The sequence below is a fragment of the Xanthobacter pseudotagetidis genome, from assembly GCF_043194795.2.
Taxonomy (GTDB): Bacteria; Pseudomonadota; Alphaproteobacteria; order Rhizobiales; family Xanthobacteraceae; genus Xanthobacter; species Xanthobacter tagetidis_A.
Genome location: NZ_CM195534.1, coordinates 2,870,368 through 2,887,935 on the forward strand (window position 1 = coordinate 2,870,368; position 17,568 = coordinate 2,887,935).

The following is a 17,568-nucleotide window of genomic DNA, read 5'->3' on the forward strand; positions in this document are numbered from 1 at the left end:
GCATGACAACCCGCACCGAGACCGACACATTCGGTCCCATCGAGGTGGCCTCCGATCGCTATTGGGGGGCTCAGGCCCAGCGCTCGCTCGGCAATTTCAAGATCGGCTGGGAGAAGCAGCCGCTGCCGGTGGTGCGGGCTCTGGGCATCGTCAAGCGGGCAGCCGCGGAGGTGAACCGCGACCTCGGCCGGCTCGATCCCAAGCTCGCCGACGCCATCGTCGCCGCGGCCCAGGAGGTGATCGACGGCAAGCTCGACGCGCACTTCCCGCTGGCCGTCTGGCAGACCGGCTCGGGCACCCAGTCCAACATGAACGCCAACGAGGTGATTTCGAACCGCGCCATCGAGATGCTGGGCGGGACGATGGGCTCCAAGAAGCCGGTCCATCCCAACGACCACGTCAACATGAGCCAGTCGTCCAACGACACCTATCCCACCGCCATGCACATCGCCTGCGCAGAGGAGATTTCCCATCGCCTTCTGCCGGCGCTGCGGCATCTGCACGCGGCCCTGAAGGCGAAGGCGCAGGCGTGGGCGGGCATCATCAAGATCGGCCGCACCCACACCCAGGATGCGACCCCGCTGACGCTCGGGCAGGAGTTCTCGGGCTACGCCCAGCAGGTCGAGAACGGCATCAACCGCATCGAACTGACGCTGCCGGGCCTGATGGAGCTGGCCCAGGGCGGCACCGCGGTCGGCACCGGCCTCAACGCTCCGGTCGGCTTCGCCGAGAAGGTGGCGGCCAAGATCGCCGAGATCACCGGCCTTGCCTTCACTTCGGCGCCCAACAAGTTCGAGGCGCTCGCCGCGCACGACGCCATGGTGTTCTCGCACGGCGCCATCAACACGCTCGCCGCCTCGCTGTTCAAGATCGCCAACGACATCCGCCTGCTCGGCTCCGGCCCACGCTCGGGCCTGGGCGAATTGTCGCTGCCGGAGAACGAGCCCGGCTCCTCGATCATGCCGGGCAAGGTGAACCCCACCCAGTGCGAGGCGCTGACCCAGGTGTGCGTGCAGGTCTTCGGCAACAACGCCGCGCTCTCCTTCGCCGGCAGCCAGGGCCATTTCGAGCTCAACGTCTACAACCCGGTGATGGCCTACAACTTCCTGCAGTCGGTACGCCTGATGGCCGATGCGGCGATCAGCTTCACCGACAATTGCGTGCTCGGCATCGAGCCGCGCGAGGACAACATCAAGGCGGCGCTGGAGCGCTCGCTGATGCTGGTCACCGCGCTTGCCCCGAAGATCGGCTACGACAACGCCGCGAAGATCGCCAAGACCGCCCACAAGAATGGCACCACGCTGCGCGACGAGGCGGTCGGCGGCGGCTACGTGACGAACGAGGAGTTCGATGCGGTGGTACGGCCCGAGAACATGATCTCGCCGGGCTGAGACGGGGCCCGGCGGCATTCCGGGGCGGTGCCTGCGGGCACCGCTTGTGCCGGAACATGGGGGAGGGGGCGCGGTGACGGACGACGACGGCGGGACCGGGCGCATCGACATCGCCGCGCTCCATCCTACCCAATTGACCCTCGGCATGTCCGAGGTGAAGCGGCGCGCCCGGCAGATGGGCGGCCTCTCAAAGGCCGACCTCAAGGCGCTGCTGAAGGCCCGGCCGGTGCCTCACGTGGTCGGCCCCAAGGGCCGCCACTACATGGTGGACCACCACCATCTGTGCCGGGCGCTGCTGCGCATCGACCACGACTGGGTCTATCTGGGCGCGCGGTTCGCCGACTGGTCGTCCCTGGAGCTCGGCGCCTTCTGGCACAGGATGGAGGCGGCGCAATATTGCTGGCCCATCGACATGGAGGGCAACCGCCGGCCATGCGTGAAGATTCCGGACAACGTCGACGCGCTCACCGACAATCCCTGGCGCACGCTCGCCCGCGGCGTGCGGGGCAAGGCCTACTCCAACCAGGACACGCCGTTCCAGGAATTCATGTGGGGCAACTATTTCCGCTCTTTCATGACGACGCGCCTGCTGGAGACGGACATCAACCTCGCGGAGACTCTCGCCACCAGGCTGGCGCGCCTCGACGAGGCCCAGGACCTGCCGGGCTATCTCGGTCCCGCCTGAGTGGTCACATCAGAGCACGCCGGCGATGTCGAACAGCAGCGAGCCGGACAACAGCAGCGCGGCGCAGGCGGCGGTGTGGCGCGCGAAGGTGAGGTAGGCCTCCCGGAGCGCGTTGCTGACCAGGCGCTTCGCCACCGGCTCCTGCGGCCGGGCCGACTTGTCGAGATAGAGCCAGACCTCGGTGCGCTTGTGGTCGCGCCCGAAAATGGAGTGGGCGCGCTCCAGGAGCGCCGCGCACAGGATCAGGGTGGCGATGCCGCCGAAGCGGAACGACTGGCCCGGCTCATAGCTGAGCGCGATCATCAGGCAGATGACCGCCAGGAAGGTGAAGCCGCACGCACGCGCGACCGATTCGAATGCCAGGCGCCTGATCTCGTCCATCTGCCGCTCCATGGGATCGATCCCATTGACAAGCATCACCCATGCCAACGCGCGCGGCACCGAAGGCCGCGCACGCGGGTTGTCCACAGGGGGCGGGACGATTTCGGCGTTTCCGCGGCGTGCGCTCCCGCGGCGGCAGGAGCGTGCGACTCAGAAGCCGACCTCGAAGAAGCGCGTGACCGCGGGAATCGACAGCAAGGCGGTGCCGGCGAGCCAGATCCACAGTGAGACCTCGGTGGTCGCCTTGGCGCCCGAGGCCCGCTCGTAGATCGCCGCCGGAACGCCTGCCAGCATCACGGTTCCGGTGGAGACGAGGAGCGAGGTGACGAAGAACAGCACCGCCACGCTCTGGGCGAAGAAGGCAGGCAGGAACGGCGCCACCAGGATCGCCGCCGGCAGGACGAACGGCGAGAAGATGCCGTTGACCGCCGCGATGGCGAGGATGGCGAAGATGTAAGGCTGGACCGGCGCGCTCATGAGGCGCCTCCGCCGGCCACCGGCAGCGCGCCCGAAAGGGCGAAGGCGGCGAGCAGCGCAATGCGCAGGATCAGGAGCCAGATGAAGGCGAAGGCCCCCACCACCACTGTCGGGGCGATCTGCGGCGTCGCCAAGCGGGCCGCGTCGATCACCGGATCGGTGAGTCGCACGAAGGCGCGGTAGATGTAATTGGTGGAATTGGGCGCGAAGATCAGTGACAGCAGCAGCCGCCCGATCAGCGTGTACATGAGCGCCGCGAGCGCGAAATTGGGAAGGTGATAGGCCCAGCTGGCCGACATCGGATCAGGTCTCCGTCTTGGCGCGGGCTGCGCGCGGACTCGCGCGGCAGGCGAGGAGCGGCGCAAAAGGAAGGTGCCCCGGGGGCGGTGCGGGCGGAAGGGGGCCAGGGGCGGATGTGAGCCGGTTTCGACGATGCCGGCAAGAGAAAGGGCGGGGCCGCGCGGCCCCGCCCTTCCGTCCCGGGGGGACCGCCGTCAGGCGGCCTTCTCCTGCATGATGACGTCGCCGCGCGGGCGGCGGATATCTTCCACCATCTCCTGCATCTGCCGCGAGGGGGCAGGGGTCAGCAGGCTGACGATGATCATCACCGCGAATCCCACCGGCATGCCGAACATGGCCGAGGAGATGTTGTTGATGTTGAACCAGCCCACCTTGGAGGCCAGCACGGCGTTTGCCGTCGCCGGGTCGGCGAGGGCCTTGGCAACGTCCACCACCGGCGCGCCGGTGATCGGGTTGAGCAGCGCCGTCATGCCGAAGCTGGTCGCCCCGAGCTCCGGATAGTAGCGCGACACCACGAGGTAGAAGAGCGTGATACCGAATCCGGCGATCATGCCTGCCACTGCCCCGTAGGAGTTGGCGCGTTTCCACCACACGCCGAGCACTAGAGCCGGGAAGTTGCCCGCCGCCGCCAGCGAGAAGGCCCACGAGACCATAGCGAGGATGTCCGCAGGCCTGGTCGAGGCGGTGAACGCGGCGAGCACCGCCACGATCAAGAGCAGCACCCGGGCCACCACCAGCCGGCGCGCGGTCGGCGCGTTCGGGTCGATCATCTTGTAGTAGACGTCGTGGCTGAGCGCGTTGGCGATGGCGAGCAGCAGGCCGTCAGCGGTGGAGAGCGCCGCGGCGAGGCCGCCGGCCGCCACCAGACCCGCGATCACGTACGGAAGGCCGGCGATCTCGGGGGTCGAGATCACGATGGTGTCCGTGTTGATGGCGAGGTCCTGAAGCCGAAGCATGCCGCCCTGGCCGGCGATCTTGCCGCAGGCGGCGATGATCGCCTGAACATCGACCGCGTTGGCCCCGCACACCTTCACGAGCTCCAGCTTGCCGTAGGTGAAGATCCACGCCGGCAGGTTGGCGAGCGGCTGGCCGATGACGTTCTGGTACACCTCCAGTTTCGAGAACGCCGCATAGGCCGGCGCCGTGAAGTAGAGGAGGAAGATGAACAGCAGCGACCACGCCACCGAGTTGCGGGCCTCACGCACCGACGGGGTGGTGAAGTAGCGCATCAGCACGTGGGGGAGGGAGGCGGTGCCCACCATGAGGCACAGGATGAGGGCGAAGAAGTTGAGGGGGCTGTAGCTCGTGAACGGGGCCACATGCTCCTTCATGTTGGCGGGGGCGAGCCCGCTCGCGCGCATGGACTGCTCCAGATTGCCGATCTCCTGCAGCGCCTGGCCGTAGGTGAGCTGCGGGATGGGCAGGCCGAACTTCTGCGCCGAGAGGATCACCACGGGCGTCAGGTAGGCGATGATCAGCACGATATACTGCGCCACCTGGGTCCAGGTCACTGCGCGCATGCCGCCCAGCATCGAGCACACGAGGATGCCCGCGAGGCCCACATATACCGCCATCTCGAAGCTCATGCCGAGGAAGCGCGAGGCGATGATGCCGGTGCCGTAGACCTGCGCCACCACGTAGGTGAAGGAGCAGCACAGGAGCACGATGATGGCGAGGAACCGGGCGAAGTTGCCGCCGAACCGGGCTGACATGAAGTCGGGCACGGTATAGGCGCCGAACTTGCGCAGGAAGGGCGCCACCAGGATCGCCACCAGCACGTAGCCGCCGGTCCAGCCCAGCACGAAGGCGAGGCCGTCATAGCCGAGCAGATAGAGCGAGCCGGCCATGCCGATGAAGGACGCCGCCGACATCCAGTCGGCGCCGGTAGCCATGCCGTTGTAGATGGCCGGAACGCGCCGGCCGGCCACGTAATATTCCGACACCTGCATGGTGCGGGACATGACGCCGATGAGCGCATACACCGCCAGGGTGAAGAACACGAACAGGTAGCCGATGATCCGGTTGGGAACGCCCATCTGCTCGAGGATGGCCAGCAGGATCACGAAGCCGACGAAACCGCCGGTATAGATGCCGTAGACCTTGCCGAGATTGGATACGAAGTCGCCCCCCTTGGAGGCAGAGCTGGTTTCTGCAGACATGCCCGCCTCCTCACTCTTCTTCCGCGACGCCGCACTCGCGGTCGATCTTGTCCTGGGCCTTCGCGAACCAGAACAGCATCACCACGAACGCGATCAGCGACCCCTGGGCGGCCATGTAGAAGCCCAGCGGGAATCCGAAGATGACGATCTTGTTGAGGGGCGTGACGAAGAAGTTGATGAAGAAGGAGAAGAAGAACCACAGCCCGAGCATCGTGAACATCAACGTGCGCGTGCGCGGCCAATAGGAATCGTCCGGTCTTTGCATGACTGCCAGCCTCCCTAGGAGTACGTTTCCTCCGGGTCCGGGGACCCATTTCCCTTAGGGCAACGCTAACCCGAGATACGGCTGACAGACGGGGCGGCGTTCCCTCAAGCCGATCCGTGGCATTCTTGTACATTTCGGATCAGGTAAAGCGTATCACCTAGGGTCATGCACCCACATTCGACCTTCGTCGTATGAACGGTATTTTTTTCCGCGCGTGACGCACGCAGGTTCTGCTGCGATGCGCAATGACAGCGGCTCTGCCGCTACGTTAGGCTATGTCATGCTTGCTCAAGCCCTCGCCTTCCTGCGCGGCCCGGCTCCGATCACCGATCGCGCCGGGCTCTTGGACTTCATCGAGAGCCGCGCGGCCTTCCTGGTGCAGAAGTCCATCATGGATTATTCGCGCGCCCGCTCGGGACCGTTCTTCACGTCCCTGCTCAAGGAGGAACCGTTCCGGCAGGCAGTCGCCTGGTCGCGCTGGACGCTCTATCCGGTGGGACTCGCCATGGTGGGCGAGATGGTGGACGCCCTCGTCCGCGACGGCGGGGCGGAGCCGGCCGGGAGCGCGCGCGGCGTTGCCGGTCTCGCCGCCGCGGCGATGGACGTTCACGCTGCGGATCAGGAACTGGGACCCGAGGCCTGGGCCGCCGCCCGCGTCGAGCTGGTCGACACGCTGGAGCGCATTTCCGGCCGCCCGGCGAAGCCGGTGATGGATATCCCGCTCGCCTATTGGGAACGCGTGTTCGCCAACATGCCGATCCACGAGAACCGCCGCGAAGGCGATTCTGAGGTGGTGCGCAATCACCTGCGCTCCAACCTGTGCGCCATGTCCGCGGAGCTTGAGAAGCGCACTACGCCAGAGCGCCTCGCCGCGCTCGTCTGCACGCCGGCGCCGGCTGTCGGGTAGCGCGGCGCCATGGCCGAGGTGCTGGACGCGACCCCACTCGTCGGCCTCGACTGGCTCGCCCTCGACACCGAAACCACCGGCCTCGACCCCAAGACCGCGCGGGTGCTGGAGATCGGCGTCCTGCCCGGGCGCGGCGTCCAGACGGATACGCCTGCCGGCATCTCGATCCGGGTCGATCCCGGCGTGCCGATCCCCGAAGCGGCGACGCGCGTGCATGGCATCGATGCCGCGGCGCTCGCAGGGGCCGGCGATTTCGCGCAGGCCTGGGCACAGGTGGCTCCGCTGCTCGACGGCCGGGTGATGATCGGCCACACGCTCGGCTATGATTTCGCCATCCTGGCGCGCGAATGCGCCGGCGCCGGCATCACCTTCAAGGCGCCGCGCCGGCTCGACGTGCGGCTGCTGGCGCAGCTGGTGCGGCCGGACCTCGCCAACTTCTCGCTCGATGCGCTCGCTGCCTTTCTGGAAGTGGCGCCGGGGGCACGCCACGCGGCGCTGGGCGATGCCCAAACCGCCGCCCGCGTCTTCGCAGCATTGGTGCCGCGCCTGCGCGATGGCGGCATCCGCACCCTCGCCGAGGCGGAGGCCGCCTGCCGCCAGCTCACCGAGGTGCTCGACGCCCATTACCGCGCCGGCTACGCCGATCCGACCGTGCCGCTCGCCGAGGCGCGGGCCGAGCGGGTGCGGGCACGAATCGACACCAGCCTCTATCGCCACCGGGTCGGCGACCTGATGAGCCCGCCTCTGGTGGTGCCGGCCGCGCTGCCGCTCCGCGAGGCCATGGCCGAGATGGTGCGCCGGCAGGTGGGCTCGCTGTTCGTGCGCCTCAAGGGGCAGGAGGGGCCGCTGGCGCTTGCCGACGCCGGCATCTTCACCGAGCGCGACGCGCTGCGCGCCGTGGCCGGGCAGGGGGGCGGGCAGATGGCCGGGGCGGACGCGCTCGGGCGGCCGGTGGGCGACTTCGCGTCCCATCCGCTGGAGGCGGTGCCGGACGATGCCTTCCTCTACCGCGCCGCCGGGCGCATGCAGCGCCTGAAGTCGCGCCATCTCGCCGTGACCGGCCGCGACGGCATCGTCTGCGGCGCGCTCTCGGTGCGCGATCTGCTGCGCTCGCGCGCGGCCGACACCTTCTCCCTCGACGACGGACTGGCGCGGGGCGCGGATGCCGCCGATCTCGCGCGCCACTGGGCACGCCTGCCGGCGGTGGCGCGGGCGCTGACGGCGGACGGTGTGCACGCGGGCGAGGTGGCGGCGGTGATCTCCGGCGAGCTCGCCGCGCTCACCGCCCGCGCCGCGGCCCTAGCCGAGGCGGCCGAGGGGCCGCCGCCATCTCCCTACGCGGTCCTGGTCCTGGGCTCGGCGGGACGCGGCGAGAGCCTGCTCGCCATGGACCAGGACAATGCGGTGGCCTGGTCCGAGCCGGCCGGGGACGCCGATGCCTGGTTCGCCCGCTTCGGCGCCCGCCTCGCCGACCTGCTGCACGAGGTGGGCGTGCCCTATTGCCCCGGCAACGTGATGGCCCGCACGCCGCAATGGCGCGGCGACGCCGAGACCTGGCGCGCGCGGGTCGCCGGCTGGGTCTCCCGCGCCCGGCCTGCCGACCTGCTGAGCGTCGACATCTTCTTCGACCTCGCCCCCGCCTGCGGCGTAACTGCCATTGCCGACCGGCTCGCGGCGGATGCCTACGGGGCGGCGGCCGGGCAGTATTCGTTCCTGAAGCTGCTGGCGGAGGCCGGAGGCCCGGTGCGCTCGGCGGTGAGCCTCATGGGCGGCCTGCGCACCGAGAACGGCCGGGTGGACGTGAAGGCCCACGGCCTCTTCCCCATCGTCTGCGTCGCCCGCGTGCTCGCCATCGCCCACGGCATCGATGTCCGCTCGACCCGCGCGCGCCTCGACGGGCTGCGCGCGAAGGGCATCGGAGCCGGCGCCGACCTCGCCGCGTTGGCGGACGCGCATGGCGTGCTGCTTTCGGCGGTGCTGGACCAGCAGCTCGAAGATCTGGCGGTAGGGCTCCCCGCCTCCAACAGGGTCGATCCGCGCCGGCTCGACGCCCATGGCCGCGCCGATTTGAAGGAGGCCTTCAAGGTGGCTGCCGGTGCCGGCGACGTGCTGCACACCCTCCTCATGGCCTGACCCCAGGCAGCCTGCCCCCCGTGTGCAGCCTGGGGATGCATCCGCGGCACCCGCCGCACCGCGCGCTGGGCATGCTATAAGGCGCGCCAGCGGCGCTGCGGAGCCGCGGATTCGGGAGAAGAAGGCATGTCTGCGCTCGTCCAGTCGCTCGGCCGCCTCAGGGCGCCCCTGTTCGCCGTGCTGGCCGCGATGGTGCTCTCGGGATGCGGCGTCAACGTCATTCCCACCAGCGAGGAGAAGGCCAAGGCGGCCTGGAGCGAGGTGTTGAACCAGTATCAGCGCCGTTCGGACCTGATCCCCAATCTTGTGGAGACGGTGAAGGGCTACGCCTCCCAGGAGAAGGATGTGCTGACATCGGTGGTGGAGGCACGCGCCAAGGCGACCTCCATTCGGGTCGACGCCTCCACCATCACCAATCCGGAGCAGTTCAAGCAGTTCCAGGATGCGCAGGCGGGCCTGTCCGGCGCGCTCGGGCGGCTAATCGCGGTGTCCGAGGCCTATCCGGACCTGAAGTCGAACCAGAACTTCCTGGCGCTCCAGTCGCAGATCGAGGGCACCGAGAACCGCATCGCGGTGGCGCGGCGCGACTATATCGATGCGGTGCGGGCCTACAACACCGAGCTGCGGACCTTCCCCGGCGTGATCTGGGCCTCGATCCTCTATCGCGGCAACAAGCCCATGGAGACCTTCACCATCTCCGAGCAGCAGATGCAGGTGCCGAAGGTGAATTTCGGCAAGTAGGGCGCGGCAACCGGTTCGGCAGGCAGGAGGCGTAAGGCCGTGGGCATGACGCGCGGCGCCTGGCCCTTCAGCGCGGCGCCCGCCCGGATGCGGGCGGCCGCCATGCTCGCGCTTGCGGCGCTCGTTGTCAGCCTTGCCGCCATGCCGGCGCAGGCGGAGCTGACCTTCCCCGCGCTCACCGGCCGGGTGGTGGACGATGCCCACGTGCTCGATCCCGCCACCCGCGCGGCGCTCGACGCCAAGCTCGCAGCGCAGGAGGAGAGGGCCACCGACCAGTTCGTGGTGGCGACCGTCCCCTCGCTCCAGGGCACCTCGATCGAGGACTACGGCAACCGCCTGTTTCGCGCCTGGCGGCTCGGCCAGGAGAAGAAGAACAATGGCGTGCTGCTGCTGGTCGCCCCCAACGAGCGCAAGGTGCGCATCGAGGTGGGCTACGGCCTCGAAGGCATACTCACCGACGCGGTGGCCTCCGCCATCATCCGCAACGCCATCATCCCGTCGTTCAAGGCCGGGGACATGGCCGGCGGCATCGTCAAGGGCGCCGACGCGGTGCTGGAGATCCTCAACCTCGATCCCGAGGAGGCGCGCGACCGCGCCCGGCGCGAGGAGCAGGAAAGCTCCTGGAGCGAGGAGGATGTCGAGAACCTGATCCTGCTCGCCGTGATGCTGCTGTTCTGGGGCTACATCTTCTGGCGCGCCTTCCGTGGCGGCGGCGGACCGGGCGGGCCCGCGGCGCGCCGGCGCCGCGGCCGCGATGCCATGGCGGGCGGGCCGATCAGCACCTGGGACTGGAACAGCGGCTCGAGCGGCTGGTCGAGCGGTGGCGGCGGCTGGTCGGGAGGCGGCGGCTCCTCGGGCGGCGGCGGGGCCTCTGGAGGCTGGTAGCGGACGGCCACAGCGATATCTTCGCCATCACCCTGGTGAACACGGCGCGGCGGTGTTCTTCGTGATCGGCTTCTATACCTGAACAGGTTGTATTGAGGCGCGCCTGCGCCTCGTCTAGCATGCCGACGGTATGGGGCGGGGAGCTGGGCGAGCGCCATGGGGGATGCATCTGGTCGCGTGATCGCGGTCGCCAACATGAAGGGCGGCGTCGGCAAGACCACAACCGTGGTGATGCTGGCGGAGGGGTTCGCGGCCGAGGGGGCGCGGGTGGTCGTGCTCGACCTCGACGCGCAGGCGAGCGCCTCCTACTGCTTCGCGCCGGACGACGAGCTCAAGACCATCATCTCCGCGCGCAAGACCATCACCTCTTTCCTCGCCGACCGCATCCTGCTGAATGATCGCGTGCCGATTCACGACTATCTCACGCCGGCAATCTCCAAAGTCACCAAGGCCGGCGAGGCTCTGCCCATCGACATGGTGGCGGCGAGTCCGCGCCTGCGGCTGCTGGAGCGTGAGATCATTCTCAAGATGGCGGAAGGCAAGTTCGGCGCCCGATCGCTTGAAGGACAGTCGCTCAGGGTGCTTCAAAAGGCGATCGGCGAACTGAAGGAGACCTATGACGTCATCCTGTTCGACTGCGCCCCAGGCATCTCGGCCTTCACCGAGGTTGCGATACGGCTGGCCGATCTCGTGGTGGTGCCGACCATTCCAGACTTCCTGTCTACGCTGGGCTTCGAGGCGTTCCGGCTGTCGATCTGGGAAAATGCCCATGTCACCCGCTCCTCGCTGCCCCGGCCTTTGCGCCGGCCGGCGGTGCTGCCGACGCGGGTAAGCGGACGCAAGCGCCAGCACCGCGAGGTGCTCGACGCGCTCATGGCCGAGGCCGGGGAGGCCGACGCGCCGTTCGAGCTGTTCGGCATCACCATTGGCGACCAGGCGGCCATCGAGCGCGCCATGGATCCGGAGCAGTTTGCTGAGGCGCCGACGTTCGAGCAGAAGTGGGGCGCCTCGGTCGCGTCGGTGCGCGGCCTCGTGAATGAGATACGGAGACGGCTTGATGGCTGAGGAGACGGGGATTTTTCAACTGTTGAAGGCGATTGCCGGCAAGGCGGCCCTGTTCCCAGCGGCTCTCGACGCCGCGCGGCGGTCGATCAACCTGATCGTCGGCGCCCAGCTCAGCGCGGATGCAGCCGATCTCGCCTCTGTGCGCAAGATCGCGGCGCTCCTGGGGCCGGCCGCTTTCGCCGAGGCGGTGGACGGACTGCCCTCGGCGAAGGTGAAGGCGCTGGTGGCGCGCATCGATCCTCTCGGGCCGGCTCCTGCCGCCGCCCCGGAGCGCATCCGCCATCTGCTGGCTTTGGCCGAGGGCAAGGCTCAGCCGGCCACGGCCAAGGCGAAACCGCCTTCCAAGGGGAAGACCCCGGCGTCGGTCCGCCCGGGGGAAGCCGCGCCCGCCGATGGAAAAAGCGAGGCCGCGCCGCGCCGGCGCCGCATCACCGGTCGCGCCGCGCTGCGGGCTTCCGACGAGCGCTGACCGCGTCGGCGTCCGGCCTCTGCCCGAAGCGGGCGGAATGCCCCTTCACCTCCTGCGGACCGGATCGGCGAGATCCTTCAGCCGCAGCGCGACGCGGGTCTCGCCCTGCCAGGTGTCGAGATCCAGGCTGCCGGCCACGTGCATGGGCCGCCCGCGCGCGGCCAGCAGCGCCCGGCCCAGCGGCTCCTCGGCGCAGCGGAAGGCGACCGCCTTGAGGCTCTCGCCGCCCGCCGCCGTGATGCGCGCGCGCACATGGCCGGCGCCGAAGGCCTCGGCGAAGCTGATGCGGTGCGACGGGAAGGCGAATACCGGCTCGGGATTGCCGGCGCCGAACGGGCCGGCGCGGGCGATGGTCTCCACCAGCGCCGGCGATGCCGCGCCGGCGGTGAGCGCGCCGTCGATGGTGAGCGCGCCTTCCGCGCGGGCGCGCGCCACGTCGGCGGCGAGCCGGTTCTCCAGATGAGCCCGCAGGGCGCCGAGCTTGCCGCGCTCGACCGTGAGGCCGGCTGCCATGGCATGGCCGCCGCCCTTGACGATGAGGCCCAGCTCCACCGCCTCGCGCACCGCGCGGCCGAGATCGACGCCGGCCAGCGAGCGGCCGGAGCCGGTGCCGGTCTCGCCGTTGAAGGCGATGGCGAAGGCCGGGCGCTGGAACTTCTCCTTCAGCCGCGCGGCCACCAGCCCGACGACGCCCGGATGCCAGCCGTCGCCGCTGACGATGACGCAGGCGCCATCGCCGCCGATGCCGAGGGCGGCGTCCGCCTCCGCCTCGGCGGCCGCGAGGATGGCGCGCTCCACCTCCTGGCGCTCGCCGTTCAGCCGGTCGAGCTCGGCGGCGATGGCCTTTGCCTCCATGGCATCGTCGGTGAGCAGCAGCCGCGCGCCCAGCGCCGCGTCGCCGATGCGCCCGCCGGCATTGATGCGCGGGCCGAGCAGGAAGCCGAGATGGAACGGGCGCGGCGGACCGTCGAGCCGGGCGGCGTCCATGAGCGCGGTGAGGCCGACGCGCTCGCGCCGCCTCAGCGCCACCAGCCCCTTGGAGACGAATGCGCGGTTGAGGCCGATGAGCGGCACCACGTCGGCCACGGTCGCGAGCGCAACGAGGTCGAGCGCCATCAGCAGGTCCGGCGCCGGACGGGCGGTGGAGAAGTGCCCGGCCTGCCGCAGCGCCCGGACGAGCCCGACGCAGGTGACGAAGACGAGGCCGGCGGCGCACAGGTGGCCGAGGCCGGAGAGGTCGTCCTCCCGGTTCGGGTTCACGATCGCCACCGCCTCGGGCAGCGCCTCGCCGGCCTGGTGGTGGTCGATCACCACCGTGTCGAGGCCGAGCCCCTTGGCGGCCGCGAGCGCGGCGGCGGAGGTGGTGCCGCAATCCACCGTCACCAGCAGCGTCACGCCCTGGGCGGCGAGTTGCTCGATGGCGCCGGCGTTCGGCCCATAGCCCTCGAAGATACGGTCGGGAATGTGGAACAAAGGGTCGAGCCCGGCCGCGCGCAGCACGCTCACGAGGAGCGCGGTGGCGCAGGCGCCGTCCACGTCATAATCGCCGAACACCGCCACTTTTTCCCCCACCGCCACCGCGCGGGCGAGGCGCTCCACCGCCGGGCCCATGTCGGTGAGGGTGTCGGGGTCGGGCAGCAGCGCGCGGATCGTTGGGTCGAGATGGGCCTCGGCCGCCTCCAGGCTCACGCCGCGCCCCGCCAGCACCCGCGCGACCAGGTCGCCGATCCCGAGCCGCTGGGCCATGGCCAGGGCGAGCTGGGAGGTGCGCACGTCCAGCCGGTCGCGCCAGACGCGGCCGGTGGCCGAGGAGGCGACATCAAGGAAGGGGCGATTCGTCAGCGCGATGGTCACGCCGCCATCAAGACAGAGGCGCCGCCGCCCGTCGAGGGCCGCGCGCCCTCAGCCGGCATCGATGCCGATGAAGACGGCTCCGGCGGCCGCCACCGCCGCCGCCGTGGCGGCGAGCAGCCGCACGCTGAATCCCAGGGTGCCCGCGGCGGCGGCGAAGCCCAGGCGGCCGAGCGCGTTCATGGCAAGCGCGATCAGGATGGCGAGGGCCGCGCTCTCCATGGTCAGCCCGCCGCCCGCGAGGCGCGCGGCGTTCAGCGCCGGCACGTCCACGTCGACGATGCCGGCCACCGCGTTGACGAGGTAGAGGCTGTCCGGCCCCACCAGCTTCAGCAGCACGCCGCTGATGGCCGATACCGCCGCGAACAAGGCGGCGAAGGCGGCGAGCGGGCCGATGTCGAACGGGTTGCCCGGCGCCTCCGCGTCGCCCGTGGCCTCCTCGCGCCGGCGCATGAGGAACAGGCCGGCAGCACCGAAGGCTGCGGCCCCCGCGATCGCCGGCGGCGCCAGCGTCAGCAGCAGGCCGGGCTGGACGATGGCGCAGATCACCATCACCCGCAGCAGCGACACCATGGCGGCGAGCGCCGCGCCGCCCGCCAGCAGGCCCGCGGGCTCGCCGCCGGCGGAGCGCCGGGCGAAGGCCAGCGTGACGGCGGTGGAGGAGACCAGCGCGCCGGCGAGCGCGCTGATGAGGATGCCCTTCTGCGCGCCCGCCGCCTTCACCGCCACGTAGCCGGCGAAGGAGACGGTGGCGGTCAGCACCATGAAGGTCCAGATCTGGCGCGGATTGATGCTGTCGAACGGGTCGATGGTGCGGTCCGGCAGCAGCGGCAACACGATCACGCTCATGGCGAGCAGCACCAGCGCCGAGCGCAGTTCTGCCCAGGTAAGGTTCGCCACCATCCTGTGCAGCACTTCGCGGGCGGCGAGCAGAGCGGTGGCGGCGATGGCGGTGGCGCCGGCAGCCTGCGGCTCGCCCGCGACGGCCAGCGCGCCCAGGGCGAACACCAGCATGGCGGCGATGATGCCGGTGGCGCTGAAATCCTCCTCCTCGGCCATCTCACGATACTTGAAGGCGGCGAACACGGCAGTGAAGGCGAGGCCGGTCCCCCAGAGCACGGCGGCGCTTCCGGTGGCCTGGGCCAGCGCCGCTGCGACGCCTCCCAAGAGCCCCGACAGCGCATAGGTGCGCACACCGGCGGTGCGGCTGCCCGCCGGCTCGGCCCGCTCGCGCCATCCGCGCTCGACGCCCACCACGAGACCGATGGCGAGGGCGGTGGCAAGGCCGAGGATGAGGTCGGGCATGGGGCTTCCGCCGGTTGAAGGGAGGGGAGAATAGCATCCGGCGAGGCCCGGCCCCAGCGGGGCACTTCCTCGCGTCGCGGCACCCCTCACCCTGGTCCTCTCCCGCAAGGGGAGAGAGGACGCGAACGGCGGGGCCGCCGCGCTCGCTCATGGCGACAGAGCGGGGGTGGCACGCATCCCCCCTCTCCCCTCCTGGGAGAGGGGATGGGGGTGAGGGGGCGGCGTGATGGGCCCATCCGCTGCCATCCTCCGAATGGGCGGCATCATTTCCGAACCGTCATGCTCCGGCTTGACCGGAGCATCCACGCGCCGAAGGGGGGCGCTGGAATGCCCATGGGCCCTCCGGTCAAGCCGGAGCGCGACGTTGCCGAAATGGAGCCGAAGCCCGGAACCCGGAAAGGAGACCATGCGCCGCGTCGCCTCTTACGGCGCTATGCCGCCGATGGTAGCGTGCGGGGGAATGCAGCCCAGGATGGCGGAGATCGCCAGGGGCAGCAGCCGGCCTATGTGGCGCGCGTGTCGGTGCGGGAGACGGGGATCGAGACGGAACAGGGGTTCCGGCCGATCGAGGCGGGGATGGCGGTGACGGCGGAGATCAAGACGGGGCAGCGACGGCTGATCGAGTACCTGCTGTCGCCGATCCTGAAGTATCGGCATGATTTTGGCAGGGAGCGGCGACGCCGAAACAATTGGATTTGAATACACATGCAACCGCAACACCACACGTGCGAAGATTGGTTTCACATTATAGTTAAGGGAGGGCGTATATGAAACTACCCGCGCCAAAAACAACTTATGAATTGTTGAAATGGATTTCAGTTACATCATATATCATATTAATTATTGTTTCGATTACACAGTTATTGTATTTTTCATATTTTGGCATCGATATTTTCAGATTATTAGTTTCGATATTATTATTAGGCTTAGCTTTATTTTTAACAAAAATAGACATAAATAATATAAAACATAAGCGGAGGCAAATAAAATTGACTGTATTTATAGGATTAATATGTATTTTATTATTGTGGTCTTACGGTAGCTTACAGAATTATATTCTGTCTGATATGCTTATTCAAATTGTAAGCATATTTCTACTATTTATAATATTTAATTACTTATCAAGCATCATAGACGGTGCCATAAAACGATGACCTGCAAGAATTGAGGCCACGAAGTGGCGCGGATTCAGGAGGCGATTTAAATGTCCAGCAAGCCCAAATTATACGTTGATATTTATAAATCGACACAAACAGGCCGCTCCAGTCTGAATCTGTCGATTTCGAGTGGCATTGCGCCGGGGGGGGGCTTGTCTGGATACCGAAATCTGAAAGGTGGAGGTATCGGATATTCTGAAAATTCTTTAGGTGAACGAGTAGTAAATTTTAGAATTGTTCCATTCCGCATTGTCGGTCTGGATATGAATTACAACGAAGCAACCCAAACATTGGAGACTTTGCAGGTCGGACCCATGATTGGGCTTGGAGGTACTCTTTTTAGGTTTGGAGCGACGTTAAATGCTAAGCTTGGATTTGGTTTAGATACTCCAGTAGATCATCGTGAATGGGGAATGACAATTCAATTGAGCGGTGTTATTGCCATTCCGCTTGTCCCGCTAGATCTGTCCTTTAATTTTCAAGATATAGTTGGTTTGGACAATCGAGATACATACACCTTCTTTATACCAACATCGGCCTACGCTTCAGAAATAAAATCTGAATTTGATTATAGTGGTCCAGGTGAGGTAAATTCTAGTGTCAGCCAGGAGGCCACGAGAAATGATGTTTCCGTTTCGCCAGACGGTAGACTGCGTCTAACAATTCGTCCTGAATACGGTGAATTAGACAATGATTTCTGGATGGATGACGCAACTATTGCGTTGAATGAAAAAATATTTATGATTTAGATTCAATGGATTATGTATCTTCTTCGTTGTTTTCTATAGGAAATATTGATTCTTATAGTTCCTTTAGTTCTATTAATTCAAATACTCTATATTATGACCCTGGTATTGATTTCGATTCTTACGATTTTAGCTCTGTCGATGCCGCCAATTTCAGCGGCATCGACCTGAATTACGGCTCAACCTACGGCTCAAGCGTCGGCGTAGTCCCCTCCTACGCCCCCTATATGCAGACCGAAACCTACGACTCCGGCGCCAACCTGGGCGGCTGGAGCATGAACATGTACAGCAACGGCTTCTCGGTCGGCTTCAGCTTCGCGTTCCCCGTCGTGCTCGACCTTGATGGCAACGGCGTCAGCATCACCCAGCGCGAGTCCTCCACCATCTATCGCGACGTGAACGGCGATGGCACCCAGCATCGCATGTCCTGGGCCGCCGCCGGCGACGGCGTGCTGGTGTTCGATCAGGATGGCACGGGAGACGTCGACAGGCCGGAAGCCTACCAGTTCACGCTCTGGGATCCCTCGGCCGCGAGCGACATGGAGGCGCTCGCCAACGTGTTCGACACCAACCAGAACGGCACGCTGGATTCGGGCGATGCGGAATGGTCGGCCTTCAAGGTGTTCGTCACCAACGCCGACGGCACCACGC

The 17,568-nt window shown here is 67.2% G+C and carries 17 protein-coding genes and 1 pseudogene; 11 read left to right on the plus strand and 7 right to left on the minus strand.

The genetic code is table 11. The features are described 5' to 3' along the window. The first annotated feature begins 2 nt into the window (after positions 1-2). Both fumC and V5F67_RS13140 read left to right on the plus strand, forming a co-directional pair. Positions 3-1,391, plus strand: coding sequence for a class II fumarate hydratase (fumC, locus tag V5F67_RS13135; RefSeq protein ID WP_394017418.1), 1,389 nt, complete (start codon positions 3-5; stop codon positions 1,389-1,391). A gap of 73 nt (positions 1,392-1,464) precedes the next feature. After that, entirely contained in the window at positions 1,465-2,076 is a 612-nt protein-coding gene (locus V5F67_RS13140; RefSeq protein ID WP_394017417.1) for a ParB-like protein, read from the plus strand. A gap of 9 nt (positions 2,077-2,085) precedes the next feature. Here the strand turns inward: V5F67_RS13140 and V5F67_RS13145 are convergent, their stop codons facing one another. The 5 genes from V5F67_RS13145 to V5F67_RS13165 all read right to left on the minus strand — a co-directional run bounded on the left by V5F67_RS13145 (position 2,086) and on the right by V5F67_RS13165 (position 5,658). Next, entirely contained in the window at positions 2,086-2,457 is a 372-nt protein-coding gene (locus tag V5F67_RS13145; protein WP_394017416.1) for a hypothetical protein, read from the minus strand. Positions 2,458-2,607: 150 nt separating this feature from the next. After that, a complete protein-coding gene (locus V5F67_RS13150) occupies positions 2,608-2,934 on the minus strand; it encodes a hypothetical protein (RefSeq protein ID WP_394017415.1) in 327 nt (108 codons plus the stop codon). Next, positions 2,931-3,233: a hypothetical protein gene (locus tag V5F67_RS13155; RefSeq protein WP_394017414.1), complete on the minus strand. Its 303-nt coding sequence runs from the start codon at positions 3,231-3,233 to the stop codon at positions 2,931-2,933. The genes V5F67_RS13150 and V5F67_RS13155 overlap by 4 nt, the downstream gene beginning before the upstream one ends. 195 nt (positions 3,234-3,428) lie before the next feature. Beyond that, positions 3,429-5,393, minus strand: a complete 1,965-nt coding sequence (locus tag V5F67_RS13160) for a sodium:solute symporter family protein (protein ID WP_394017413.1) — start codon at positions 5,391-5,393, stop codon at positions 3,429-3,431. 10 nt (positions 5,394-5,403) lie between these two features. Then, positions 5,404-5,658, minus strand: a complete 255-nt coding sequence (locus V5F67_RS13165) for a DUF4212 domain-containing protein (RefSeq protein ID WP_394017412.1) — start codon at positions 5,656-5,658, stop codon at positions 5,404-5,406. A 280-nt stretch (positions 5,659-5,938) separates the two neighbouring features. On the opposite strand from V5F67_RS13165, the gene V5F67_RS13170 reads away from it, so the two are divergent. The 6 genes from V5F67_RS13170 (at position 5,939) to V5F67_RS13195 (ending at position 11,858) form a co-directional block, all read left to right on the plus strand. Then, a complete protein-coding gene (locus V5F67_RS13170; RefSeq protein ID WP_394017411.1) occupies positions 5,939-6,565 on the plus strand; it encodes a hypothetical protein in 627 nt (208 codons plus the stop codon). A gap of 9 nt (positions 6,566-6,574) precedes the next feature. Beyond that, complete coding sequence (locus V5F67_RS13175) at positions 6,575-8,698, plus strand: DUF294 nucleotidyltransferase-like domain-containing protein (RefSeq protein WP_394017410.1); 2,124 nt, start codon at positions 6,575-6,577, stop codon at positions 8,696-8,698. 126 nt (positions 8,699-8,824) lie between these two features. Further along, a complete protein-coding gene (locus V5F67_RS13180; protein WP_394017409.1) occupies positions 8,825-9,439 on the plus strand; it encodes a LemA family protein in 615 nt (204 codons plus the stop codon). Positions 9,440-9,484: 45 nt separating this feature from the next. Beyond that, the gene (locus tag V5F67_RS13185; RefSeq protein ID WP_394017811.1) at positions 9,485-10,324 is read left to right on the plus strand and encodes a TPM domain-containing protein; all 840 of its coding nucleotides are present in this window, start codon (positions 9,485-9,487) and stop codon (positions 10,322-10,324) included. Between the two features lie 156 nt (positions 10,325-10,480). Further along, complete coding sequence (locus V5F67_RS13190; protein ID WP_394017408.1) at positions 10,481-11,389, plus strand: ParA family protein; 909 nt, start codon at positions 10,481-10,483, stop codon at positions 11,387-11,389. After that, a complete protein-coding gene (locus V5F67_RS13195; RefSeq protein WP_394017407.1) occupies positions 11,382-11,858 on the plus strand; it encodes a hypothetical protein in 477 nt (158 codons plus the stop codon). The genes V5F67_RS13190 and V5F67_RS13195 overlap by 8 nt, the downstream gene beginning before the upstream one ends. A gap of 45 nt (positions 11,859-11,903) precedes the next feature. On the opposite strand, the gene recJ is transcribed toward V5F67_RS13195, so the two are convergent. Both recJ and V5F67_RS13205 read right to left on the minus strand, forming a co-directional pair. Beyond that, complete coding sequence (recJ, locus tag V5F67_RS13200) at positions 11,904-13,712, minus strand: single-stranded-DNA-specific exonuclease RecJ (protein ID WP_394017406.1); 1,809 nt, start codon at positions 13,710-13,712, stop codon at positions 11,904-11,906. A gap of 48 nt (positions 13,713-13,760) precedes the next feature. Next, positions 13,761-15,014 carry an MgtC/SapB family protein gene (locus V5F67_RS13205; protein ID WP_394017405.1) on the minus strand — a complete coding sequence of 418 codons (1,254 nt, stop codon included), beginning with the start codon at positions 15,012-15,014 and terminating at the stop codon, positions 13,761-13,763. Positions 15,015-15,347: 333 nt separating this feature from the next. Here V5F67_RS13205 and V5F67_RS13210 point away from each other — a divergent pair, with 333 nt between their 5' ends. From V5F67_RS13210 to V5F67_RS13220, 3 genes and pseudogenes are all read left to right on the plus strand, one after another. Further along, a complete protein-coding gene (locus V5F67_RS13210) occupies positions 15,348-15,713 on the plus strand; it encodes a hypothetical protein (RefSeq protein ID WP_394017404.1) in 366 nt (121 codons plus the stop codon). A gap of 505 nt (positions 15,714-16,218) precedes the next feature. Beyond that, on the plus strand, positions 16,219-16,920 hold the full coding sequence (locus V5F67_RS13215; protein ID WP_394017403.1) for a hypothetical protein: 702 nt from the start codon (positions 16,219-16,221) through the stop codon (positions 16,918-16,920). Between the two features lie 278 nt (positions 16,921-17,198). Then, positions 17,199-17,555 (plus strand): annotated as a pseudogene (locus tag V5F67_RS13220) (SPM autocatalytic domain-containing protein); the annotation flags it as partial. Positions 17,556-17,568: the final 13 nt, after the last annotated feature.

Bases quoted from the DNA above. Each gene is read 5' to 3' on its own strand.
- fumC (WP_394017418.1), top strand. From the start codon at position 3: ATGACAACCCGCACCGAGACCGACACATTCGGTCCCATCGAGGTGGCC.
- V5F67_RS13145 (WP_394017416.1), bottom strand. From the start codon at position 2,457: ATGGACGAGATCAGGCGCCTGGCATTCGAATCGGTCGCGCGTGCGTGC.
- V5F67_RS13150 (WP_394017415.1), bottom strand. From the start codon at position 2,934: ATGAGCGCGCCGGTCCAGCCTTACATCTTCGCCATCCTCGCCATCGCG.
- V5F67_RS13155 (WP_394017414.1), bottom strand. From the start codon at position 3,233: ATGTCGGCCAGCTGGGCCTATCACCTTCCCAATTTCGCGCTCGCGGCG.
- V5F67_RS13160 (WP_394017413.1), bottom strand. From the start codon at position 5,393: ATGTCTGCAGAAACCAGCTCTGCCTCCAAGGGGGGCGACTTCGTATCC.
- V5F67_RS13165 (WP_394017412.1), bottom strand. From the start codon at position 5,658: ATGCAAAGACCGGACGATTCCTATTGGCCGCGCACGCGCACGTTGATG.
- V5F67_RS13170 (WP_394017411.1), top strand. From the start codon at position 5,939: ATGCTTGCTCAAGCCCTCGCCTTCCTGCGCGGCCCGGCTCCGATCACC.
- V5F67_RS13175 (WP_394017410.1), top strand. From the start codon at position 6,575: ATGGCCGAGGTGCTGGACGCGACCCCACTCGTCGGCCTCGACTGGCTC.
- V5F67_RS13180 (WP_394017409.1), top strand. From the start codon at position 8,825: ATGTCTGCGCTCGTCCAGTCGCTCGGCCGCCTCAGGGCGCCCCTGTTC.
- V5F67_RS13185 (WP_394017811.1), top strand. From the start codon at position 9,485: ATGACGCGCGGCGCCTGGCCCTTCAGCGCGGCGCCCGCCCGGATGCGG.
- V5F67_RS13190 (WP_394017408.1), top strand. From the start codon at position 10,481: ATGGGGGATGCATCTGGTCGCGTGATCGCGGTCGCCAACATGAAGGGC.
- V5F67_RS13195 (WP_394017407.1), top strand. From the start codon at position 11,382: ATGGCTGAGGAGACGGGGATTTTTCAACTGTTGAAGGCGATTGCCGGC.
- V5F67_RS13205 (WP_394017405.1), bottom strand. From the start codon at position 15,014: ATGCCCGACCTCATCCTCGGCCTTGCCACCGCCCTCGCCATCGGTCTC.
- V5F67_RS13210 (WP_394017404.1), top strand. From the start codon at position 15,348: ATGGGCCCTCCGGTCAAGCCGGAGCGCGACGTTGCCGAAATGGAGCCG.
- V5F67_RS13215 (WP_394017403.1), top strand. From the start codon at position 16,219: ATGTCCAGCAAGCCCAAATTATACGTTGATATTTATAAATCGACACAA.